This window comes from Nocardioides anomalus, assembly GCF_011046535.1.
GTDB classification, from domain to species: Bacteria; Actinomycetota; Actinomycetes; order Propionibacteriales; family Nocardioidaceae; genus Nocardioides; species Nocardioides anomalus.
This window is the reverse complement of the sequence record NZ_CP049257.1, coordinates 430,019-452,675: the sequence shown is the minus strand read 5'-3', so window position 1 is coordinate 452,675 and position 22,657 is coordinate 430,019. Positions and strand designations below refer to the sequence as shown.

The 22,657-nt window shown below is 73.4% G+C and carries 21 protein-coding genes; 10 read left to right on the top strand and 11 right to left on the bottom strand.

Annotated elements, in window-relative coordinates:
- Positions 1–17: 17 nt before the first annotated feature.
- A complete protein-coding gene (locus G5V58_RS02425; protein WP_165228446.1) occupies positions 18–518 on the bottom strand; it encodes a hypothetical protein in 501 nt (166 codons plus the stop codon).
- A 114-nt stretch (positions 519–632) separates the two neighbouring features.
- Between G5V58_RS02425 and G5V58_RS02420 the strand changes: the two genes are divergently transcribed.
- Positions 633–1,931 (top strand): S1C family serine protease, encoded by a 1,299-nt coding sequence (locus G5V58_RS02420; RefSeq protein ID WP_230487017.1) that lies wholly within the window; start codon positions 633–635, stop codon positions 1,929–1,931.
- Between the two features lie 165 nt (positions 1,932–2,096).
- Here the strand turns inward: G5V58_RS02420 and G5V58_RS02415 are convergent, their stop codons facing one another.
- From G5V58_RS02415 to G5V58_RS02390, 6 genes are all read right to left on the bottom strand, one after another.
- Positions 2,097–3,116: a GNAT family N-acetyltransferase gene (locus G5V58_RS02415; protein WP_165228442.1), complete on the bottom strand. Its 1,020-nt coding sequence runs from the start codon at positions 3,114–3,116 to the stop codon at positions 2,097–2,099.
- Entirely contained in the window at positions 3,113–4,807 is a 1,695-nt protein-coding gene (locus tag G5V58_RS02410; protein WP_165228440.1) for an ABC-F family ATP-binding cassette domain-containing protein, read from the bottom strand. Before G5V58_RS02410 ends, G5V58_RS02415 begins: the two co-directional genes overlap by 4 nt.
- Before the next feature lie 75 nt (positions 4,808–4,882).
- Positions 4,883–5,689, bottom strand: coding sequence for a carbohydrate ABC transporter permease (locus tag G5V58_RS02405; RefSeq protein ID WP_230487016.1), 807 nt, complete (start codon positions 5,687–5,689; stop codon positions 4,883–4,885).
- A 1-nt stretch (position 5,690) separates the two neighbouring features.
- Complete coding sequence (locus G5V58_RS02400) at positions 5,691–6,656, bottom strand: carbohydrate ABC transporter permease (protein WP_230487015.1); 966 nt, start codon at positions 6,654–6,656, stop codon at positions 5,691–5,693.
- Entirely contained in the window at positions 6,653–7,978 is a 1,326-nt protein-coding gene (locus G5V58_RS02395) for an ABC transporter substrate-binding protein (protein ID WP_165228438.1), read from the bottom strand. The genes G5V58_RS02400 and G5V58_RS02395 overlap by 4 nt, the downstream gene beginning before the upstream one ends.
- 58 nt (positions 7,979–8,036) lie before the next feature.
- Positions 8,037–8,822, bottom strand: a complete 786-nt coding sequence (locus G5V58_RS02390; RefSeq protein ID WP_165228436.1) for a polysaccharide deacetylase family protein — start codon at positions 8,820–8,822, stop codon at positions 8,037–8,039.
- A gap of 22 nt (positions 8,823–8,844) precedes the next feature.
- On the opposite strand from G5V58_RS02390, the gene G5V58_RS02385 reads away from it, so the two are divergent.
- Positions 8,845–10,293, top strand: coding sequence for a YcaO-like family protein (locus G5V58_RS02385; protein WP_165228434.1), 1,449 nt, complete (start codon positions 8,845–8,847; stop codon positions 10,291–10,293).
- A 111-nt stretch (positions 10,294–10,404) separates the two neighbouring features.
- Here G5V58_RS02385 and G5V58_RS02380 read toward each other — a convergent pair whose 3' ends face one another.
- Complete coding sequence (locus G5V58_RS02380) at positions 10,405–11,415, bottom strand: hypothetical protein (protein WP_165228432.1); 1,011 nt, start codon at positions 11,413–11,415, stop codon at positions 10,405–10,407.
- Positions 11,408–11,890, bottom strand: coding sequence for a SigE family RNA polymerase sigma factor (locus G5V58_RS02375; protein WP_230487014.1), 483 nt, complete (start codon positions 11,888–11,890; stop codon positions 11,408–11,410). Before G5V58_RS02375 ends, G5V58_RS02380 begins: the two co-directional genes overlap by 8 nt.
- Positions 11,891–12,061: 171 nt before the next feature.
- On the opposite strand from G5V58_RS02375, the gene G5V58_RS02370 reads away from it, so the two are divergent.
- Genes G5V58_RS02370 through G5V58_RS02360 form a run of 3 tightly spaced genes read left to right on the top strand, consistent with a single transcriptional unit; the run spans position 12,062 to position 15,391 of the window.
- Positions 12,062–13,216, top strand: coding sequence for an acyl-CoA dehydrogenase family protein (locus G5V58_RS02370; RefSeq protein ID WP_165228430.1), 1,155 nt, complete (start codon positions 12,062–12,064; stop codon positions 13,214–13,216).
- Positions 13,217–13,232: 16 nt separating this feature from the next.
- Positions 13,233–14,372 (top strand): acyl-CoA dehydrogenase family protein, encoded by a 1,140-nt coding sequence (locus tag G5V58_RS02365; RefSeq protein WP_165228428.1) that lies wholly within the window; start codon positions 13,233–13,235, stop codon positions 14,370–14,372.
- A gap of 23 nt (positions 14,373–14,395) precedes the next feature.
- Complete coding sequence (locus tag G5V58_RS02360) at positions 14,396–15,391, top strand: phosphatase PAP2 family protein (RefSeq protein ID WP_165228426.1); 996 nt, start codon at positions 14,396–14,398, stop codon at positions 15,389–15,391.
- Here G5V58_RS02360 and G5V58_RS02355 read toward each other — a convergent pair.
- Positions 15,367–16,161 carry an SDR family NAD(P)-dependent oxidoreductase gene (locus G5V58_RS02355; RefSeq protein WP_165228424.1) on the bottom strand — a complete coding sequence of 265 codons (795 nt, stop codon included), beginning with the start codon at positions 16,159–16,161 and terminating at the stop codon, positions 15,367–15,369. The two genes, G5V58_RS02360 and G5V58_RS02355, sit on opposite strands and share 25 nt — an antisense overlap.
- 53 nt (positions 16,162–16,214) lie before the next feature.
- Here G5V58_RS02355 and G5V58_RS02350 point away from each other — a divergent pair, with 53 nt between their 5' ends.
- The gene (locus G5V58_RS02350) at positions 16,215–16,841 is read left to right on the top strand and encodes an alpha-ketoglutarate-dependent dioxygenase AlkB (protein ID WP_165228422.1); all 627 of its coding nucleotides are present in this window, start codon (positions 16,215–16,217) and stop codon (positions 16,839–16,841) included.
- Between the two features lie 13 nt (positions 16,842–16,854).
- Here the strand turns inward: G5V58_RS02350 and G5V58_RS02345 are convergent, their stop codons facing one another.
- On the bottom strand, positions 16,855–18,210 hold the full coding sequence (locus G5V58_RS02345) for a hemerythrin domain-containing protein (RefSeq protein WP_165228420.1): 1,356 nt from the start codon (positions 18,208–18,210) through the stop codon (positions 16,855–16,857).
- A gap of 221 nt (positions 18,211–18,431) precedes the next feature.
- Between G5V58_RS02345 and G5V58_RS02340 the strand changes: the two genes are divergently transcribed.
- From G5V58_RS02340 to G5V58_RS02325, 4 genes are read left to right on the top strand one after another with little or no spacing between them, the layout of a single operon-like run.
- Positions 18,432–19,220 (top strand): SDR family NAD(P)-dependent oxidoreductase, encoded by a 789-nt coding sequence (locus tag G5V58_RS02340; RefSeq protein WP_165228418.1) that lies wholly within the window; start codon positions 18,432–18,434, stop codon positions 19,218–19,220.
- Entirely contained in the window at positions 19,217–20,254 is a 1,038-nt protein-coding gene (locus G5V58_RS02335) for a phosphotransferase family protein (RefSeq protein WP_165228416.1), read from the top strand. The genes G5V58_RS02340 and G5V58_RS02335 overlap by 4 nt, the downstream gene beginning before the upstream one ends.
- 1 nt (position 20,255) lies before the next feature.
- A complete protein-coding gene (locus G5V58_RS02330) occupies positions 20,256–21,509 on the top strand; it encodes an acyl-CoA dehydrogenase family protein (protein ID WP_165228414.1) in 1,254 nt (417 codons plus the stop codon).
- Positions 21,502–22,656: an acyl-CoA dehydrogenase family protein gene (locus tag G5V58_RS02325; RefSeq protein ID WP_165228412.1), complete on the top strand. Its 1,155-nt coding sequence runs from the start codon at positions 21,502–21,504 to the stop codon at positions 22,654–22,656. Before G5V58_RS02330 ends, G5V58_RS02325 begins: the two co-directional genes overlap by 8 nt.
- The last annotated feature ends 1 nt before the right edge of the window (position 22,657 follow it).

The window sequence follows — 22,657 nt, the reverse complement described above, 5'->3', positions numbered from 1 at the left end:
ACACGGTGGTTCAAGGGTCAGCCGACCCGCAGGTGCTCGCAGTCCTGGGCGATGGTGCCGGCCGGCGGCCGACCCTCGGCGACGACCGTGTCCTCGCCGGAGCCGCACAGGACGAAGGCGCCGGGCTGCGGGTCGATGATCACCATCCGGTCGTCGCCGCTGCCGCCGGTGAGCTGGTCGCTGCGGTAGCCGCTCACGATGTCGTCGCCCGGGCCGCCGTAGAGGCGGTCGTCGTCCTCGTCGAACGCGCCGACCAGGAAGTCGTCACCCGCGCCGCCGCCCATGTCGTCGAGGCCGGGCCCGCCCTTGAGGACGTCGTCGCCGTCGCCGCCGAGGAGGAGGTCGTCACCGCCGAAGCCCTGCAGCCGGTCGTCGCCGTTCTGGCCGCGCAGGGTGTCTGCCCGCTTGGTGCCGTTGAGGGTGTCGTCGCCGGGGCCGCCGTGCTGGACGACGGCGGAGGCGGCGCCGCCACCCAGGACGAGGGTGGCGGCGAGGACGAGCGCGGGGATCTTCAGCACGACGTCATCGTGGCCGGACCGGCGTCCCGAGGCCGAGGGACGCGCGTCCTGTTCTTCTGAACCACCCAGCCAGGTCTCAGGATGGTCACAGATCCCGGCGGCACCGTGGTGATCGTGAACGACTCCGGCGACACCAACCCGCTCCCCCCGCCGCCCGGCAACCCGCCGGCCTGGCGCCCGGCCACCCCGGCCCCGCAGACCAACCCGTACGCCACCCAGCCCGCTCCGGGTCCGGCCCAGGGGCCTGTCGGCCCCTCGCCCCTGGTGCGCGAGTCCCGCCGGCGCCGCTCGGCGTTCGCGGCCGGCATCGTCGCCGCCGCGCTCGTCGTCGGCGGTGGCGCCGGGGTCGGCGGCGCCGCGGCGTACTCCGCCTGGCAGGACGACGGCGGCGGCAACAGCTCCGCCGTGGCCACCAGCCCGGTGAAGACCTCCAAGGTCGTCGACGCTCCCTCTTCGCCCGCCGGCACCGACAGCGTCGAGGCCGTGGCCGCGAAGGTGCTGCCGTCGGTCGTCAAGATCGACGTGAGCGGCGCGCAGGGCGCCGGGTCCGGCTCGGGCATCATCCTCAGCTCCGACGGCCAGATCCTGACCAACAACCACGTGGTCGCGCTGGCCGGCAACGACGGCAAGCTCACGGTCACCTTCAACGACGGCAGCCACGCCGACGCCACCATCCTGGGCACCGACCCGCTGACCGACACCGCGCTCATCCAGGCCCAGGGCGTCTCCGGGCTCACGCCGGCCACCATCGGCACGTCCACCGACCTCCAGGTCGGCCAGGGCGTCGTGGCCATCGGCTCGCCGCTCGGCCTGCAGGCCACGGTGACCAGCGGCATCGTCAGCGCGCTCAACCGCCCGGTCAACGTGGGCACCGACGAGCAGCAGAACGCGACCGTCTACCCCGCGATCCAGACCGACGCGGCTATCAACCCCGGCAACTCCGGCGGTGCGCTGGTCGACCTGAACGGCAACGTGGTCGGCATCAACGCGGCCATCGCGACGGCCGGGCAGAGCGCGGGCGGCGAGAGCGGCAACATCGGCGTCGGCTTCGCGATCCCGATGGACGAGGTCATGCCGATCGTGGCCCAGATGGCCAAGGGCGAGACCCCGACCCACGCCCGGCTCGGCGTCTCGGTCGCGCAGAGCTCCGCGCAGCAGGACGGCGCCACGCTGTCGGACGGCGCGACCATCCAGCAGGTCAACGACGGCTCGACGGCCCAGAAGGCCGGCATCGCCGCCGGTGACGTCATCACCAAGGTCGACGACCACCTCATCACCGACGCCGACTCGCTGATCGCCACCATCCGGTCCTACCGGCCCGGCGACCAGGTCACCGTCACCTACACCCACGAGGGCCAGGCCAAGACGGCCACCTTGACCCTCGACTCAGATTCGGAGGCGTCCAACTCCTAGACGCCTCCGCAAGACGCCCGCCGAGCGACGACGGCGGGCACCGAGAGGTGGGGCTCCGCGGTCGCAACCGGGTCCGTCAAAGCCGCAGCCGCGGAGCCCCACCCTCACCTCCGAGACGAGCCGCCCCCGCCCTACCGGGCGGGGGCGGTTCGGTGCGTGTGGGGGTCAGAGCCGCTTCTGCAGCTCGCCCAGCCAGGCCACGGGCCGGAAGCCGAGGTGCCCGTTGACCGCGACCATCGGGGCGTTGACGTCGGCGTTGTAGGTGACCACGGTCGTGAGCTGCGGGTGGGACTCCTGCAGCAGCCGCAGGTTGGCCACCTTGACCGCGAGCCCGAGCCGGTGGCCTCGGTGGGCCGGGCTCACGAGCGTGCCCCACTGGTAGGCGCGCTCGGACTCGTGGACGGTCACCGCGATGTCGGTGTAGGCGACCAGCTCCCCGTCGGCGCTCAGCGCGCCGGTGCTGACCTTGACCCGGCCCTGCGCGGCCAGCAGCGCCTCGCCCGCCCGGAGCGCGTCGACGCCCGGGTGCTCGGCCTCGCGCTCGATGTCGCCCATCGGCGCCTCGGTCATGAGGGTCGCGGCCAGCGCCGCCCACTGCTCGACCAGGTCGCCGGGCACCGGACCGGTGAAGGACCGCAGCGAGTAGGCCGCGTGGTGCGGGGCGGCCTCGGCGGCCAGCGCGTCCAGGTGGGCCTCGGCCACGGGGAGCGCGAGCCGGCGCTGCACGTCGACGAGCCCGAGCGCGAAGCCCTGCCGCCGCGCCCAGGCCAGGTCCTCGGAGCCGGCGCCCGCCCCGCCCCACGCGGAGGGCCAGGTCACCTCGCCGACCAGGCGGGACCGGCCCCGGGCCCGCGCCTGCCCCTCGACGTGGGAGAGCAGCTCGGCGGCGTGGCCGCGGCCGCGGTCCTGTGGCGGGCAGCAGACCAGCACGTCCGCGAGGTCGAGGTTGTCCAGCTTCGAGCCCTGCAGCCACCCGGTGGCCACCACCCGGTCGCCCAGCCAGCCGTTCCACCCGAGCCGGAAGGTCCGCTCGTCGTCGGTCAGCGCGAGCCGGAGCTCCTCGGGCTGCCACACGGTGGCGAACTCGCCGGCCGCGCCGTGCCGGCAGGCGGCGGCGTACACCTCGTAGAACGGCGCGAAGCCGGCCGGGTCGGCCGGGTCGACGGCCTCGATGCGCAGGCTCACCGCGCGCGCGCCACGCGGCCCTCGTCCCAGACCGGCGTGGGCGACTCGTAGACCGAGCCGTCCTCGCCGTAGACCAGGAACCGGTCGAAGCCGCGGGCGAACCACCGGTCGTGGGTGACGGCGACGACCGTGCCGTCGAACGCCTCGAGCCCGGCTTCGAGGGCCTCGGCGGACTGCACGTCGAGGTTGTCGGTGGGCTCGTCGAGCAGCAGCAGGGTGGCGCCGGAGAGCTCGAGCAGCAGGATCTGGAAGCGCGCCTGCTGGCCGCCGCTGAGCGACTCGAAGCGCTGCTCGGCGGCGTGCGCCAGCTCGTAGCGGTCCAGCACCCGCGCGGCCTGCTCGCGGCCCATGCCGGTTCGTCCGTCGGGCCGGCCGTCGCCGCGGTGCAGGATCTCGACGAGGGTGCGCCCGACCAGCTCGGGGTGCTCGTGGGTCTGCACGAACCAGCCCGGCCGGACGCGGGCGCCCAGCTTGGCCTTCCCGCGGTGGCGGACCGGCTCGATCGCGACGTCCTCGACCGGGCGGTGCTCGACGTCGGGGTCGGACCCGCCGGCCGCGAGCAGCCGCAGGAAGTGCGACTTGCCGGAGCCGTTGGAGCCGAGCACGGCCACGCGCTCGCCGTACCAGACCTCGAGGTCGAAGGGCTGCATCAGCCCGGTGAGCTCGAGCTGCTCGCAGACGACGGCGCGCTTGCCGGTGCGACCGCCCTTGAGGCGCATCTGCACCTGCTGCTCGCGCGGCTGCTCCATCGGCGGCCCGGCCTCCTCGAACTTGCGGAGCCGGGTCTGGGCCGCCTTGTACTGGCTGGCCATGCCGTCGTTGTACTCCGACTTGATCTTGAGCCGGAGCACCAGCGCCTTGATCTTGGCGTGCTCCTCGTCCCAGCGCTTGCGCATCTCCTCGAAGCGCGCGAACCGGTCCTTCCTGGCCTCGTGGTACGACGAGAAGCCGCCCGGGTGCGTCCACACCGTGTTGCCGGCGGCGCCGAGCTCGACGGTCACCACGCGGGTCGCGGTGTTGTCGAGCAGCTCGCGGTCGTGGCTGACGTAGAGGATCGTCTTCTCGGACTCGCGGATCCGGTGCTCGAGCCAGATCTTGCCGGGCACGTCGAGGAAGTTGTCCGGCTCGTCGAGCAGCAGCACCTGGTCGGGGCCGCGGAGCAGGAACTCCAGGACCAGCCGCTTCTGCTCGCCGCCGGACAGGGTGCGCAGCTCGCGGTACTTCGCCTTCTCGTAGGCCACGCCGAGACCGGCGACGGTGCAGACGTCCCAGACCACCTCGACGTCGTAGCCGCCGGCGTCGGCGTACTCCGCGAGCGCCTCGGCGTAGGCCATCTGGCTCTTCTCGTCGTCGGCCTCCATGAGCGTGAGCTCGCAGCGGTGCACGGCGGCCGCGGCCGCGCGGACGCGCGGCGGGCTGACGCTGAGCAGCAGGTCGGCCACGGTGGCGTCCGGGCCCAGGCCGGCGCCGACCATCTGGCGCATCACGCCCAGGCCGCCGCTGCGGGTGACCGCACCGGCGTGGGGGGTCAGGTCGCCGGTGACGATCTTCAGCAGCGTGGTCTTGCCGGCGCCGTTGGCGCCGACCAGCGCGACCTTGGCGCCCTCGCCCACGCGGAAGGACACGTCGTCGAGCAGCACCCGCCCGTCGGGCAGCTCGAAACTCACCCCTGCGACGTCGACGTGTCCCACGAACGACGATTGTGCGCGATCACCTGTCCCGGGCGCACGGGCGTTTGTCACCCATCACGCCCGACGCAGGGACGGCTACTTGATCCCGGAGCGCGCGAAGCCGGCCACGAAGTAGCGCTGGAGCACCACGAACAGCACGACCAGCGGCAGGCACGACATCAGCGCCATGGCCATCAGCCCGCCGTAGTCGGCGTCGTACTGGCCCTGCAGGAAGCGCAGCGAGACCGGCAGTGTGTAGAGGTCGGGCACGCGCAGTGTGATGAGCGGCCACAGGAAGTCGTTCCACTGGCTCATGAAGGCGAGCAGGGTCATCACCGCGATGAGCGGCTTGCACAGCGGCAGCACGACGCGCACGAAGGTCCCGAACGGCGTGCAGCCGTCCATCTTGGCCGCCTCGAGCAGCTCGTCGGGGATCGAGAGCATGAACTGGCGGGCCAGGAAGACCCCGAGCGCGGTCGAGGCCGACGGGAGGATCACCGCCCAGAAAAGGCCGAACAGCCCGAGCGCGGAGACCACCTTGAACTGCGGGATCATGATCGCCTGGGCCGGGACCATGAGCGTGCTGAGGACCAGGACGAACACGACCGTGCGACCGCGGAAGCGGAGCTTGGCCAGCGCGAAGCCCGCGGCCAGGTTGACCGAGACCGAGAGCAGCGTGGTCAGCCCGGCCACGACCAGCGAGTTGCCGAACCAGGTCCACACCGGGAACTGGTCGAAGAGGTTGCGGAAGTTCTGCGTGGTCCAGGCGCTCGGCCACAGGTGGCTGCCGCCGTCGAAGATGGCCTCCTTGGGCGTGAACGCCACCACGACCATCGCGTAGAGCGGGAACGCCATCACCGCGGTGACGACCGTGCAGATCGTGAACCTCAGCCAGGTGGGCACCTCAGGACTCCTCTCCGGAGCGCCGCTGGATGCGGAACTGCACCAGGGTGATGACCAGGGTCAGAAGGAACAGCACGACGCCGACCGTGGCGCCGTACCCGAAGTTGCGCGGCGGGCCGAAGCCCTCCTCGTAGGCGTAGGTCACCAGCATCGAGGTCGCGTAGCCCGGGCCGCCGTTGGTCATCACGTAGACCACGTCGAAGATCTGGAAGGACCAGATCACGTTGACCACGACGAGGAACAGCGTGGTCGAGCGCAGCATGGGCACCACGATCTGCCGGACCGTCGCCCAGCTGCCGGCGCCGTCGACGCGGGCCGCCTCCACGACGTCCTCGGGCACGTCCTGCAGGGCGGCGAGGTAGACGACCATCGCGAACCCGACGCGGGTCCACAGCGTCATGAGGACGACCGAGACCATCGCGAGCGTGCCGTCGGTCTGCCACGAGACCGGCCCGACGCCGAGGTCGGCCAGCATGCCGTTGAGCACGCCGATCGACTCGTCGAAGAGCAGCAGCCCGACCAGCGAGGTGACCAGCGTGCTGACCACGATCGGGAGGTAGACCACGGTCCGGAACAGCCCGCGGGCCGGCAGGGCCTTGTCCATGAGCAGCGCGAGGCCGAGGCCGATGAGCACGCTCAGCGGCACGGTGGCCGCGGTGAAGATCACGGTGTTGAGCAGCGAGCGCCAGAACACGCCGTCCTGCAGCAGCCGCTCGTAGTTGGCCAGCCCGGCCCACGACGAGGGCCCGAAGGAGCGGGCGCGCTGGAAGGACAGCAGCACGGCCCACACCAGCGGCAGGAACAGGAAGACGGCGAGCAGCAGCAGGTTGGGCGAGAGGAAGGTCCAGGCCGCGACCGCCTCGCGGAGCCGGGCGGACCGGGTGGTCCGCGGTGGCGTGGCCCCGTCGCGGACCAGCTCGTCGGAGGCGCGGGGGGCGGTGCCGGACACCGGCTCGGCGACGCTCACGACGTGAGGCTCGTGGTCTCGGCGACCGCGTCGGCCAGGGCACTCAGGGTGTCGTCGATCGAGCGGCCACCCACGAAGGTCTCCTCGAGCTCGTTCTGCAGGGCGAGGTTGATCTCGGCGAACGTCGGCGTGGTCACCTGCGCGATGTCCTCCTCGGTGAGGGTGGTGGCCTGGTCGAGGAAGACCGGCATCAGGTCGGGTCGCACCGCGAACTCCAGCCCCTGCTCGATGAGCGACTGCCGGGTCGGCAGCAGCACCGCCTCGGCGCAGAACGCCGCCATCTGGTCGCGGCCGGCCATGAAGGAGAGGAACTCGGCGGCCAGCTCCGGGTTGCGTGCGGTCCTGGTCGCCACCAGCGCGTTGCCGCCGAGGTCGCCGGCGGCCCGCACGTCGCGGGGCGGGTACGTCGCGACGTACTCGAACCGGTCGCCGATGGTGTCCTGGAGCGTGGGGAGCAGGAAGTTGCCCGCGAACAGCATGGCCAGGTCGCCGGAGGCGAAGAGCGTGTCGGGGTACGTCGCGCCCTTGGTCGACGTGCCCTGCGGCACCCAGCCGCGCTCGAAGAACGACGCGGTGAACTCCAGGGCCTTGCGGCCGGCGTCGGAGTCGATGGCCGAGCCGTCCAGGCCCTCGTCGTAGAGGCGGCCGTCGGCCTGGAACAGCCAGCTGAGCCAGCGGTAGGCGCCGGCCTGCTGCCAGTTGACCGCGAAGGGCAGCCGCCCGTCGTCGAGGCCGTCGGCGAGCTGGTCGGCGACGTCGCCGAACTCCTCCCACGACCACGCCGCGTCGAGCGAGTCCGGCAGGGCGGTGAGGCCGGCCGCCGCGAGTGCGTCGGTGCGGACCAGCACCGCGCTGGTGTCGGTCTGCTGCGGCACGCCGTAGGTGCGGCCGTCGTACTGCACCGCGCGGGCCAGGCCGGGCAGCAGGTCGTCGCCGAGCGTGGCGTCGAGCGAGCCGAGGGCGTCGGTGACGTCGAGCAGCTGGTCGGTGCTGGAGTAGAGCCCCATGGTCAGGTAGTCCACGCGGAAGACGTCCGGCGCGGTGCCCGACTGGAGCCCTGCGTCGATGCCGGTGAACATCTCGGAGTAGGGCACGACCTGCAGGTCGACGGTGACGCCGCGGTGGGCGTCCTCGAACTGCGAGACCAGCTTCTGGAACGCCGCCGCCTCGGCGTCCGCGCCCCAGGTCTGGAAGGTGAGCGTGTTCCGGCTGCCGCCGCTGGTCGTCGAGACGCGCTCGGTGAGTCCGCGACAGCCCGACGTGAGACCGGCCAGAGCGGCGGCACCGGCGGTCCCGAGGAGCGCCCGCCGGCTGATCGTCATGCGCGCTGGTACCCCTGCGGGTGCAGTCCAACCCACTGCCACCACCCCTAGGGGTGGGTCACCGACCGACCCGCTCCAGGGCCCAGTTGCTCATCACGTACCGCACGCCCAGCTCGCGCAGGACGCGGTCGCCGAGGTGGCGCTCGTCCCAGCGGGAGCCGCCGCGCCAGGCGCCGAGCCGCGGCGGGCGGCCGGCCAGCTCGGTCAGCCGGGCGACCACGTCGCGGACCTCGCGGTCGACGTTCGCCTCGCCGACCTGGTCGACGCGGACGTGGCTGGCCGTGTGGAAGCCGAGCTCGTGGACCTCGGCGATGTCGGCCAGCTCGGCGTCGGTGACGCCGGCGGTGCCGGGCTCGTCACCGGCCTCGAAGACCGGGAAGACCCAGGCGCGCAGCCCGAGCCGGTGGCACAGGTCGGTGGCGTGGAGGGTGGCGTCGCGGTAGCAGTCGTAGACGCCCACCACGATCCGCGGGCCGTGCGCCCCGGTGACGTCGACGTCGGGGTCGAGGACCGGGCCCAGGTCGCGCAGCCGCCGCAGCCGCTCCTCGACCGCGCCGCGGTTCTCCTCCGCGATCTCGTGGTAGTTCACCGCGATCACCGGCGACCCGGTCAGCGGCTCGGTGCCGGCCACCATCCCCTCGCCCTGGGCCGACTGCCGGGCGTAGGCGTCGCTGGAGAACGGGTCCTCCCCCGCCTCGCCCAGCGTCGCGGTGGTGAACAGCCGGACCGCGGCACCGCCCGGCTCGAGGAACTGGTCGATCACCAGCCGCCGCAGCGCCGAGGGGTCCGCGTCGCTGTCGCGGTCGGCGTCGCTGAAGTCGTGCTCGTGGTCGGCCCTGGTCACCTCGGCTGGGTACCCCGACGAGGTGACGGACAGCGCGGAGACCGGCCTGAGCGACGTCGTCGGCGCCTACACCGAGGTGCTGGGCCGGTTCGGGACGGTGGTCGACTTCCGCATCGACGCCCTGGACCGCACCGGCCTCCCCGTGACCAGCTGCTCGCTGCTCGTGGACGGGGCGCTGACCCACCACGGCAACGGGTACGCCGCGACCCCGGAGGCGGCTCGGGTCGGCGGCCTGGGCGAGCTGGTGGAGGGGGTGGTCGGCGCCCAGGGCGTCGCGCGGCTCCGGCGGGCCGCCGAGACCGGCAGCCGGCGCGACCTGGTGCGCCGCTACGGCGCGGAGGGGGTCGTCGACCCGCGGACGCTCGCGCTCCCGGCCGGCGCGGACTGGTCGGAGGACCGGCCGGTGGAGTGGGTGACGTTCGCCGACGTGCGGACCGGCGCACCGGTCCGGGTCCCCGTGGAGATGGCGGCCAGCGACGCCGGCGAGCTCGCCGGCGCGCCCGCCCCCCTGCTGCCTCCGGTCACCAACGGGCTCGGCGCCGGGCTGGACGCCGACCGGGCCGTCGCGCACGGCATCGGCGAGGTGCTGCAGCGCCACACCAACGGGCTGAGGTTCCGCGCGCTCGACCGGCTCTCGCCGGTGGTGCCGGAGGAGGGGTTGCCGCCGGCGGTGCTGGACCTGCTCGGCCGGCTGCGGGCGAGCGGGATCGACCCCGTGCTCAAGCTCGCGGCCAGCGAGCTCGGCGTCTGCTCGACGTACGCCGTGGCGCGGGACGAGGCGCCCGCCGACAAGATCGTGGTCACCGCGTGCGGTGAGGCCGCGCACCCGGACCCGGCCACCAGCCTGGTCAAGGCGCTGCTCGAGCTGGCCAACTCACGGGCGCGCAAGGCCTTCTGCTTCGGCCGGGCCGACGCGGCCCGGGCCCTCATGCCGGCGGCGTACCGCGACCACCTCGACCCGCACCCGGGCGACGAGCGCGCGGTGGCGGCGATGCGCGGCTGGGCCGAGCTGCCCACCGCGGAGCTGGCCGACCTGGTCGCTCCGGACACCAGCCGCACGACCACCGTCGCCGCCCTGACGCCGCCCGGACCGGCCCTCACCGACCCGTCACCGGCGGGCACGTTGGCCCACCTGCTGGCCGCCCTCGACGGCCACGACGTGCTGGCCGCGGTGACCGAGGTCGACGGCGTGGTCGCGGCCAAGGTGCTCGTCACGGGGCTCGACGTGGAGACGCTCTCGCACGGACGGATCGGTGAGCACGGCGTGCGCACCTCGCTCGAGCACGACCTGGACCTGGTCCGCCTCGGGCCCGCGCCGGTCGGCGAGCACGACGCGCGCGTGCACCTCAGCGAGGAAACGCAGGAGCGGCTCGGCGGCCCGGCATGGTTCTCCTACCCGGCGGCCGACCGCATCGTCGGACCGCTGTACTCGCTCTACCGCGAGCCGGGCCGGCACTCCGTCGAGGTCTGAGACCTCACCGCGGCTCCGCGGTGAGCAGCCAGTAGCCGGCGACCGCCGCCGCCACCAGCCCGATCACCAGCAGCGCGACGAAGACCCTGCGCGCCGCGACCATGACTGTGTCTACTGCTGGCGCAGCTGTGCTGGCAAGGGCAGCCCGGTGGCGTCCCCGGACCAGCCCGGCGAGAGCGCCCAGTAGAGGACGTCGGAGGTCAGCGTGCGGACGTCGCCGTCGACGGTGACCCGCGCGCAGTCGGGGACCAGGTCGACCCGGGCGCTCGTCCCGGCCGCGCGCAGCAGCACCACGCCGTGCGGCTGGCTGGCCGAGCTGGCGTCGGTGCACCCCTCGGCACCCGCCGGCGGCGCGGCCTGGAGGGCGCGGACCGCGTCGCCGGCCGGCTGACCGACGAGGGCCTCGCTCTGCTCGAGCAGCCCCGTGTCGTCGTACCGGCAGACCGACAGGGCGCCCTCGGGCGCCGCGACCGGGTCGCCGCCGAGACGGCTGGTGCAGCCGTTCGGGTCGCCGTCCGGCCCGATGGCGTGCGCGGAGTCCAGGATGCGCTGGGCCAGCGTCTCCTCGCGGGTCGCGACGGTGATGAGGACGCCGCCGATGCCGCGGCCCCCGACGACGTTCTCCTCCGGCCAGCCACCGCCGGCCTGGTGGACCACCGGCCAGGCGAAGTCCGCCCCGGCGTCGACCTCCTGGAAGGACAGGCCGTAGGTCTGCTGCGGGCTGCAGGCGATCGCGGCCGTCGCACCACCGGGTCGCTGCACGTGCGGCACCGGCTCGTCGGCGGTGAGGCACCAGGTCGACAGGGCGCCGGGCGCCCAGGTGTCCGGGACCTGCACGGTGACGCCGTGCCAGCTCTCCCAGCGGAAGCCCTCGTCGCCGGCCCCCGGGTCGGCGGCCGTGCGCTGCGGGTCGACGGACCGGTCGGGATCGCCGCCGGTGCCGAGCACCCACGCGGTGGGGGCGGCGACGGCGAGGGCCACGACGGCCGCGGCACCGGCCAGGCGGGTGCGCCGGCGCTGCCGGGCCCGGGTCCGGGCGGCGCCGGCCAGCCCCGTGGCGTCGGGGGCGGCCTCGGCGCCGCGGTGCAGCACCTCGCTCAGCCGCTGCTCCAGGTCACTCATCCTCGGCTCCCATCTGCTCGCGCAGGGCGGCCAGGCCGCGGGAGACCCGCGAGCGCACCGACCCCTCCCGGACGCCGGTGAGGTCGGCGATCTCGGCGTACTCCAGCTGTTCGTAGTAGCGCAGCACCACGGCGGTCCGCTGCGGCTCGGGCAGGGCCTGGCAGGCGGCCCACAGGTCGAGGCCCTCGGGACCGGACGGCAGCAGCGCGGTGTCGCGGACCTCGGCCACCGGGGACTCGCGGCGGCGGAACGTGCGCCACCACGACGTGTGGGCGTTGAGCACCATCCGGCGCACGTAGGCGTCGACATCGGCGACCTGGCCGATCCGGCCCCAGCGGGGCAGGGCGCGGGCCAGCGCCTCCTGCACGACGTCCTCGGCGTCGGCCCGGTTGCCGGTCAGCGTGTAGGCCAGGCGCAGCAGCGCCGGACCGCGCGCGGCGACCCAGGCGTCGAAGTCCGGAGCGCTCTCGGCCACCCGCGACTCCCGTCCTCGACGCACCAGGCCTCGAGGCTCGGGCGCAGGACGCCCTCGCACCTCGGCCATCGGCGAGCTCTCCATGCATCATCAACGCTCCGGGCGCCGGTGGTGTTGCGAGATGGTGTGTACTGACGAGTAGCCAGACCAGTCGAGCCACCAGGGGGTGCCGTGCAGCTCAGCCTGTCCGAGGAGGAGCGCGCGTTCCGCGACGAGATGCGCGCGTTCTTCACGACCAAGGTGTCCCAGGACATCCGCGACACGGTGGCGGCCGGCCGCGAGCTGACCCGCGACCAGATCGTGGAGGCCCAGCAGACGCTCAACGCCGCCGGCTACGCCGTGCCGCGCTGGCCGGTGGAGTACGGCGGGCAAGACTGGAGCGAGCTGCAGTTCCACATCTGGCACGAGGAGATGGAACGTGCGTTCGTGCCCACTCCCCTGGCCTTCAACACCGGGATGATCGGGCCGGTCATCGCCCAGTTCGGCACCGAGGAGCAGAAGCAGGAATTCCTGCCCAAGACGGCGAACCTCGACATCTGGTGGAGCCAGGGCTTCTCCGAGCCCGACGCCGGCTCCGACCTGGCCGGGCTGCGCACCACCGCGGTCAAGGACGGCGACGACTGGATCGTCAACGGCCAGAAGACGTGGACCACGCTGGGCCAGTACGGCGACTGGATCTTCACCCTGGTCCGCACCGACCCGGACGCCAAGAAGCAGGCCGGCATCTCGATGCTGCTCATCGACATGCAGAGCGAGGGCCTCGAGGTCCGTCCCATCCAGCTCATCGACGGCGGGCACGAGGTCAACGAGGTCTGGTTCTCCGACGTCCGCGTGCCGGGCGCCAACCTGGTGGGCGAGCTCAACGGCGGCTGGGGCATCGCGAAGTTCCTGCTCGGCAACGAACGGGTCGGCGTCGCGCCGTCCGGGCTCAGCAAGCGCGTGCTCGTGCGGATCAAGCAGCTGGCCGAGGACCGCTACGCCGACGACCCGCTGCTGCGGGCCCGGATCGCCACCCTCGAGAACGAGCTGCTCGCCCTCGAGCTGACCGCGATGCGCGTGGCCGCCAACTCCGCCGACGGCAAGCCGCACCCCGCCTCCTCGGTGCTCAAGCTCAAGGGCAGCGAGCTCCAGCAGGCCGTGAGCGAGCTGGTCGTCGACCTGGCCGGCCCCGGGGCCCTGGCCAGCGGCGCGGGCAACGACTCCGCGCTGGACGAGTGGCAGCGGCTCGCCGGCCCGACGTACCTCAACCTGCGCAAGGCCTCGATCTACGGCGGCTCCAACGAGGTGCAGCGCCAGATCATCAGCCGCGGCATCCTCGGTCTCTGAGGGGGACGGAACTTCCATGGACTTCCTGTACGACGACGAGCAGGACGCGCTGCGCGAGGCCGTCCGCGGCCTGGTCGGCAAGGCCTACAGCGACTACGAGCAGCGGCGCCGGGCCGTCGGCGACGACCCCGGCTTCGACGAGAAGCAGTGGGCGCGGATGGCCGAGATGGGGCTGCTCGGGCTGCCCTTCGCCGAGGAGGACGGCGGCGTGGGCGCCGGTCCCGTCGAGATCGGCATCGTGTGCCAGGAGCTCGGCCGGGTCATCGCGCCCGAGCCGTTCCTCACCTCCGTGGTGCTGGCCGGTGGGCTCGTGTCCGCCGTCGGCACGGGCGAGCAGCGCCAGGAGGTGCTGGGCGCACTGTCCGCCGGCGAGTCGGTGCTGGCCTTCGCCCACGACGAGCCCGGGCAGCGCTGGAGCCCCTCGGCCACCGGCGTCACGGCCGCCCAGGACGGCGACGCGTGGAGGCTGAGCGGCGTCAAGGAGCCGGTCCCGCACGGCGCCCGCGCCGACCGGCTCGTGGTCTCCGCCGCGCTGCCCTCCGGTGGGACGGGCCTCTTCCTGGTCGACGGCGACGCGGCCGAGCGCACCGGCTACCCGACGTACGACGGGACGCGGGCCGCTCGGATCGCCTTCGACGCCACCGCCGCGACCCCACTGGGCGAGCCCGGCGCCGACGTCACCGCGAGCATCGCCACCGTGCAGGACATCACCCGCGTGATGGCCGCCAACCAGGCGCTGGGCTCGATGCAGTTCCTGCTCCCGACCACCACGGAGTACCTCCGCAGCCGCAAGCAGTTCGGCGTGCCCCTGGCGACGTTCCAGGCGCTCACCTTCCGCGCCGCCGACATGTACGTCTCGCTCGAGCTGACGCACTCGATGGTCGACTGGGCCACCATGGTCGTGGCCGCGGGCGACCCCGTCGCGGTGGCCGACGCCGCCCGCCGGGTCTCGGTGCAGGTCTCGACCGCGGGGCGCCACATCGGCCAGGAGGCGGTCCAGCTGCACGGCGGCATCGCGGTGACGATGGAGTACTCCGTCGGCATGCACCTGGCCTACCTCACCGCGCTCGACCACCTGCTCGGCGACGGCGGCCACCACCTCAGGGAGCTGGCCTCGGGCGTCACGACGTACGAGGGGCTCGACCCGCTCGAGTAGGACGCTCGCCTAGAGTGCGCCCCATGGCTCAGGGCACCGAGGAGGACACGTCCGCCTCGGTGCCAGCGGACCTGCCACCCGTCACCCGGCGCCCGGTGCGGGTCGTCGCGATGGTCGTCTACGCGATCCTGCTCGTGACCTACTCGGAGTTCCTGGGCATCCCCAACGACACCGTGTCGGTGTTCGTGTGGCTGTGGTTCGGCACCATCGCGTGGAACGTCGAGGCGCCGTGGCGCTACCACCTGCGCTTCGTGCGCGACTGGTCGATCCCGATGGTCGGGCTGATCATCTACTTCTACAGCCGCGGCCTGACCGACGAGCTCGGGCTGCCGGTCCACGTGACCATGCCGATCCGCTTCGACGAGGAGTTCTCGCGCCTGGTCGGCGGCGGCGGGCGGCTGCCCACGTCGATCCTGCAGGACCACCTGTGCGGCGACCCGTGCCTGCGCACCAGCGACCCGCGGTGGTACGACGTCTTCTTCACCACCGTCTACGCCAGCCACTTCCTCACCGGGCTGACCATCGCCGCCGTGCTGTGGGTGCGCAAGCGCGAGGAGTGGCTGCGCTGGATGCGCCGCTACGTGCTCATCAACTTCGGTGCCCTCATCGTCTACATCCTCTACCCGATGGCGCCGCCGTGGATGGCCTCGGAGGAGGGCTACATCGGCCAGGCGCTCCCCCGGCTCACCGGTCGGGGCTGGCGCGACCTCGGACTGGGCCGCTTCGACCTGGTCCTCCAGGGCGTCGGCAACCCCGTGGCCGCCATGCCCTCGCTGCACGCCGGCATCACCTTCCTGGTGGCGATGTACGGCATCTGGCGGCTGCGCACCGCGCTGCGCTTCCTGCTCGTTCTCTACCCGTTGGCCATGTGCGTGACGCTGGTCTACTACGCCGAGCACTACGTCGTCGACGTGCTGGCCGGTGGTGTGCTGGCCGGGATCGTGATGGTGCTGTGCGGGCTGTGGGAGCGCAGGCGGGCCCGTCCCGCAGAGCCTCAGGGCAGGATCGCGTCCACGTAGCCCCCGTCGACCCGCAGGGCGCCGCCGGTGGTGGCGGAGGACAGCGGTGAGGCCAGGTAGGCCACGAGGTTCGCGATCTCCTCGGGCTCGATGAGACGCTGGATGAGCGACTGCGGGCGGTGCTCGCGCATGAAGGTCTGCTGGGCCTCCTCCCAGGGCAGGTCGTCGCCGACCAGGCTGCGCACGAAGTCCTCGACGCCGCCGGTGTGGGTCGGCCCGGCGATGACGGAGTTGACGGTGACACCGGTGCCGGCCGCGGCCTTGGCGAAGCCGCGGGAGACGGCGAGCAGCGCGGTCTTGGACATGCCGTAGTGCACCATCTCGGCCGGGATCACCACCGCCGAGTCGCTGGCCACGAAGAGCACCCGGCCCCAGCCGCGGTCGGTCATGCCGGGCAGCACGGCGCGGGTCAGGCGGACGCCGGCGAGCACGTTGACCTCGAAGTAGGTGCGCCACTCCTCGTCGGTGATCTCCAGCGCCGGCCGGGCCTCGAAGATGCCGAGGTTGTTGACCAGGACGTCGACGTCGCCGAGGGCGGCCAGCGCGGCGTCGGCGCCCTCCTCGGTGGTCACGTCCGCGGCGACCTCGACCAGGTCGGCGTCGGGCAACCCCTCGCGCAGCTCGCCCACGGCGCGGCGTACCGACTCCTCCGAGCGACCGTTGACACCCACCCGCGCGCCGGCGCTCGCCAGGGTGCGGGCGATGGCCAGGCCGATGCCCTGCGTCGAGCCGGTGACCAGAGCCGTCCTGCCGTCGAGGTCGATGCGCACGGCACCGAGCGTAGGCCCGGGCGCTGTCGGTGGCCGCTGGTAGACGTGATCAGGTGACCGACGCCGCGCTCCCCCTGTTCGGCGACCCCGCCGGTGACCGGGGGCCGGGCGTGGACGAGACGTTCGCGACGGCCCACCGCGTGCCGCTCGACGCGCACTCGTGGGTCGAGCACGTGCCGGGCTGGCTGAGCGGCGCCGACCTGCTCTTCGACGAGCTCCTGCGGGTGGCGGGGTGGGAGCAGCGCGAGCGGTGGATGTACGCCGAGCGGGTCACGGAGCCGCGGCTGACCGCGGAGTACCCCGACCTGGCCGACGCGCCGGCGTTCCTGCGGACGGTGGCGGCGGCGCTGACGCGCCACTACGGGGTCGAGTACGACCGGCTGTGGCTCAACCTCTACCGCGACCACCGCGACAGCACGGGCTGGCACGGCGACGGGGCGTCGACGCGCAGGCGCGAGTGCATCGTGCCGGTGCTGAGCCTGGGCGCGGCCCGGCGCTTCCTCATCCGGCCGACCGCGGGCGGGCCGAGCACGGTGTTCCAGCCGCTGGCCGGGGACCTCGTCGTGATGGGCGGGCGCTGCCAGACCGACTGGCGCCACTGCGTGCCCAAGCAGGCCACGCCGGCCGGCCCGCGCATCAGCGTCAACATCGCCGCGTCCAGCCAGGCCGTGCCCGACTGATCGGGGCCGAGGCTCAGCTCCCGAAGACCTCGCGCTCGCGGCGGGCGAAGCCGGGGGCCAGCACCCGCCGGAGCACGCGCAGCGGCAGCGGCGCGCGGCCGAGCACCGCGTCGAGGTCGCGGGGCGCGAGACCGTCCAGCGCCCACGGCACCATCACGAGGACACCCGACTTCGGCTGGCCCTCGCCGAAGCGCTTCTCCAGCGCCTTCCAGTCGGCGTCGCTCATCACCGCCTGCATGATGCGGATGGCGTCGGTCTCCTCGTGCGCGAGGTGGCGGTCCAGGCAGGCGTGCGCCTCGTGGAGCGCCGCCACCAGCGCGGCCTTGGCGTCGGCGTCCGGCCCCGCGGTGAGGGCCTGGAACGCCGGCGCCACCGCGGCCAGCGCCGGGTCGATGGCGTCGTGCTCGGACGCCATCGCGTCGAGGACCACCAGGTCGGCGCCGGAGACCCGCTCGCGGAGCCACGGCCAGAGCACGGCGTCCTCGGCCTCGTGGTGGTGGTGCAGCTGGTCGGCGAACAGGTCCCACCGGCCGGCCAGCCGCCGCCACGCTGCCGCGTCCTCGACCGGCGTACCCGGCACGACGTCGAGGAAGCGGCCGAGGTCACGTCGGAAGGCGAAGTGGAAGACGTACATGTTGACCATGTCCACCGGGCCCTCGGGGGCGGCCGCCTGACCCGGGAGGGTGAGCTGGGTCGGCCACGGCTGCTGCTGCGTCTGCGTCATGGCCCCACCCTCCGGCGACGGGCGACCCGGCCCCCACGGCGGAAGCCCCGGGCAGCCCGGGACAACGAGGTGCGAGTTCGACCCGGGCGCCGGGACTGGCCGGCCCGGCGGTCCGCCTCGTCGACCGCCCGCCGCAACGGCGTCGCCGGTCAGGTCGAACGCCTCGAGCGTCGCCCGCGTCACCGCGTCGTCCTGCCGCACCAGCCCGAGCAGCAGGTGCTCGCTGCCGATGAACCCGTCCCGCAGGCGCACCGCCTCACGCAGCGAGAGCTCCAGCACCTTCTTCGCACCGGAGCCGAAGCGCTGCCGCCCCCGTCCGTACGCCGGCCGGCCCGGCACCCCGCCCAGGTCCCGGTCCATGCGCCCGATCACGTCGTCGAGGTCGATGCCCAGCAGCGCCTGCGCCGCCGCGTCCTCGGCGTCGAGACCGTCGGCGTACTGCGCGCTCAGCCCGGCCACCACCCGCTGCAGCTCGCCGGGCGGCGCCCCCAGCTGGGCCAGGACCGCCACCGCCAGCGTGTCCTCGGTGCGCACCAGCGCCGCGAGCAGGTGCGCCGGGCGCACCTCCGCGGCCCCGGCCTCGGCCGCGAGCTCCTGCGCCCCGGCCATGACGCGCCGCGCCGTCTGCGTGAACCTCTCCAGCATCTGCGTTCCTCCTCCTACCGCCTGGCGTGCGCGCCGGTGGCTGAGGAGGTTGCGCAGCAACCGTCTCGAAGCCGACGTGACCGAGGCGCCGGGCTCCACTGGGCTCCGCTGGGCTCCCAGCCTCGGGTTGCGCGGCTTCGAGACGGGCGCAGCACGCCCTCCTCAGCCACCGCAGAAGACCCGGCGCAGGCGCCGTGGGGTCGCGTGCCAAGGTGGGGGGGATGCAGCTGCGCGACGCGGGAGCAGTGGTGACGGGCGCCGGTGGCGGGATCGGCCGGGCGCTGGCGGCGCGGCTGGTGGCCGAGGGCGCGCGGGTCGTGGTCAACGACCTCGACGCGGAGGCCTGCGCGCGGACGGCCGAGGAGCTGGGCGCGGTGGCCGCGCCGGGCGACTGCTCGAGCGCGGCCGGCGTCGAGGAGCTGGTCGACGTGGCGACCGGGGCGCTCGGGCGCATCGACGTGTTCCTGGCCAACGCCGGCATCGACCGCACCCAGCCGGACAGCCTCCAGGCCTCCGACGAGGACTGGGCGGTGATGCTCGAGACCAACGTGATGTCGCACGTGCGGGCGGCGCGGACGCTCGTGCCGCGCTGGCTCGAGGACGGCCGGGGCGGGAGGTTCGTGGTGACCGCGAGCGCCGCCGGGCTGCTGACGATGATCGGCGCCGCGCCGTACTCCGTGACCAAGCACGCGGCGGTCGGGTTCGCCGAGTGGCTGAGCGTGACCTACGGCCACCGCGGGATCACGGTCCAGGCGATCTGCCCGCAGGGCGTGCAGACCCGGATGCTCGAGCAGGCCGGGCCGCTCAAGGACCTGCTCACCCGCGACGCGGCCCTGACGCCGGAGCAGGTGGCCGACGCGTGGGTCGCGGCCGGCGACCGGTTCCTGGTCCTGCCGCACCCGGAGGTGGCGCAGTACTACGCCGCCCGCGCGGCCGACACCGACGCCTGGCTGGCCGGCATGCAGCGACTCCAGGGCAAGGTCGACGAGGTCACCGGGGCGGCGCGGTGAGCGACGACCTGCCGGGCCTCGACCTGGCCAAGCTCAAGGACTGGTACGACGCCGAGCGGCCCGGCGAGATCGCCGGCGAACTGCGCGCCGAGCTGGTGGCGGGCGGCAAGTCCAACCTCACCTACCGGGTCACCGACGGCGCGTCGCGGTGGATCGTGCGGCGCCCGCCGCTGGGCCACGTGCAGGCCACGGCGCACGACATGGGCCGCGAGTACACCGCGATGTCGGCCCTGGAGGGCACCGACGTGCCGGTGCCGACGATGTACGCCCACTGCACGGACGACTCGGTGCTGGGTGCGCCGTTCTACGTCATGGAGCAGGTCGACGGCTCGGCGTACCGGAGGGCCAGCGAGCTCGACGCCCTCGGCCCCGAGCGCACCCGGGCCATCGCCGGGCGGCTGGTCGAGGTGCTCGCCTCCCTGCACGCGGTGGACCCGCGGCTGGTCGGCCTGGAGGGCTTCGGCAAGCCGGACGGCTTCCTGGAGCGGCAGGTGCGCCGCTGGGGTCAGCAGCTCGAGGGCTCGAAGACGCGCGAGCACCCGGACGCCGACGAGCTGCACCGGAGGCTCACCGCCCGCGTCGAGGCGGTGTCGGCCGACGCCAGCGCGGTCGGGATCGTGCACGGCGACTACCGGCTCGACAACTGCCTGGTGGGCGCCGAGGACGACGAGATCCACGCGGTCGTCGACTGGGAGATGGCCACCCTGGGCGACACCCGCACCGACGTCGCGCTGATGTTGGTCTACGAGACCCTCGGGGCGAGCGCGGGCGGCGACCTGGTCTCCGACGTGGCCAAGGCGCAGGGCTGGCCGGGCAACGACGAGCAGCTCGCGGCGTACACCGCCGCCAGCGGCCGCGAGCCCGGCGACATGGGTTTCCACCTGGGGCTGGCCTACTACAAGCTCGCGGTGATCCTCGAGGGGATCCACTACCGCTACCTCCAGGGCCAGACGGTCGGCGAGGGGTTCGACCGGATCGGCGAGGGGTTCGACCTCATCATCGCCGCCGGACTGCACAGCATCGGAGAGGACTGACGTGGACTTCGCCTTCGACGACCGCACGCAGGAGCTGCGCGAGCAGCTGCTCGACTTCATGGCCACCCGCATCGAGCCGGCCGAGGCGGGCTTCCACGAGCAGCTCGACGGGCTCGAGGACCGCTTCGCCTGGTCGACGGTCCCCGTCCTCCAGGAGCTGCGCGCCGAGGCCAAGGAGCGCGGGCTCTGGAACCTGTTCCTGCCCGACTCCTCGCACACGGGGGGCCACGGCGAGTACGCCGGCGCGGGGCTCACCAACCTCCAGTACGCCCCGCTCGCCGAGATCACGGGGCGCAGCGGCCACCTCGCTCCCCCGGCCCTCAACTGCGCCGCGCCCGACACCGGGAACATGGAGGTGCTGGCCATGTTCGGCACCGACGAGCAGAAGGCGCGCTGGCTGCGGCCGCTGCTCGACGGCGAGATCCGCTCGGCGTTCGCCATGACCGAGCCCGACGTGGCCTCCTCCGACGCCACCAACATCGAGACCTCGATCCGGCGCGACGGCGACGAGTACGTCCTCAACGGCCGCAAGTGGTGGATCACCGGGGCGGTCAACCCCGAGTGCGAGATCTTCATCGTGATGGGCAAGACCGACCCCGACGCCGAGCGGCACCGCCAGCAGTCGATGGTCCTGGTCCCTCGCGACACCCCGGGGCTGACCGTGGTCCGGCCGATGAGCGTGTTCGGCTACGACGACCACGAGCACGGCGGGCACGCCGAGCTGCGCTTCGAGGACGTCCGGGTCCCGGCCAGCAACCTGATCGGCGAGGAGGGCCACGGCTTCGGCATCGCCCAGGCCCGCCTCGGCCCGGGCCGCATCCACCACTGCATGCGCGCCCTCGGCGTGGCCGAGCGGGCCATCGAGCTGATGTGCGAGCGCGTCGAGAGCCGGGTGGCCTTCGGCAAGCCGCTGGCCCGCCAGGGCGTCATCCGCGAGTGGATCGCCGAGGCCAGGGTGAACGTCGAGCAGCTGCGGCTGCTGGTCCTCAAGACGGCCTGGCTGATGGACACCGTCGGCAACCGCGGCGCGCACACCGAGATCCAGGCCATCAAGATCGCCACCCCGAAGGTGGTCCAGGAGATCCTGGACCGCGCCATCCAGGCCCACGGCGCCGGCGGCCTCTCACAGGACTTCCCCCTCGCCGCGTCGTACGCCGCGATCCGCACGCTCCGCTTCGCCGACGGCCCCGACGAGGTCCACAAGGCCTCGCTGGCCCGCGCCGAGCTCGCCCGTCAGGCGGCCGCTCGTGGTTGACCTCGGCCTCACCGACGAGCAGGAGGCGTTCCGGCAGAGCGCCCGCGACTTCCTGGAGAAGGAGGCCGTCCCGCACCGCCAGCAGTGGGACCGCGACGAGTCGGTCGACCTGGCGATCATCCCCAAGATGGCCGAGCTCGGCTTCTTCGGGCTCACCATCCCCGAGGAGTACGGCGGGCTCGGCGGCGACTACGTCACCTACGTGCTCGGCATGGAGGAGCTCGGCCGCGCGGACTCCGCGCTGCGCGGCATCGTCTCGGTCTCCAACGGGCTGGTGGGCAAGTCGATCCTCGGCTTCGGCACCGAGGAGCAGAAGCAGCAGTGGCTGCCGGGCATCGCCAGCGCCGAGGTGCTCGGCTGCTTCGGGCTGACCGAGCCCGGCACCGGCTCGGACGCCGGCAACCTCATCAGCCGGGCGGTCCGCGACGGCGACGACTACGTCCTGGACGGCCAGAAGCTCTACATCACCAACGGGACCTGGGCCCACGTCGCGCTGGTCTTCGCCCGCACCTCCGACGACGGCCCGCGCGGGGTCACGGCGTTCCTCGTCCCGACCGACACCCCCGGCTTCGAGGCCCGCGAGATCAAGGGCAAGCTCGGGCTGCGGGGCCAGGCCACGGCCGAGCTGTTCCTGACCGACGTCCGCGTGCCGGCGTCAGCGCGCCTCGGCGAGGAGGGGCAGGGGTTCAAGATCGCGATGTCGTCGCTCGACAAGGGGCGGGTCTCCGTCGCCGCCGGGTGCGTCGGGCTGGTGCAGGCCTGCCTGGAGAGCTCCGTCGAGTACGCCACCCAGCGGACCCAGTTCGGCCGCGAGATCGCCGGCTTCCAGCTGGTCCAGGACATGATCGCGGACATGTCGCTCGACGCGGACGCCGCGCGCCTGCTGGTGTGGCGGGCGGCCGACCTCATCGACCGCGGCGGCGACTACCGGATCGCGGCGTCCAAGGCCAAGCTCTACGCCTCCGAGGCCGCTGTCCGCGCCGCCAACCACTGCATCCAGGTCTACGGCGGCGCTGGCTACGTCGACGAGTACCCCGCCGCGAAGTACCTCCGCGACGCCCGCGTCATGACCCTCTACGAGGGCACCAGCCAGGTCCAGAAGCTCATCATCGGGCGGGCCGAGACGGGGATCTCGGCCTTCACCTGAG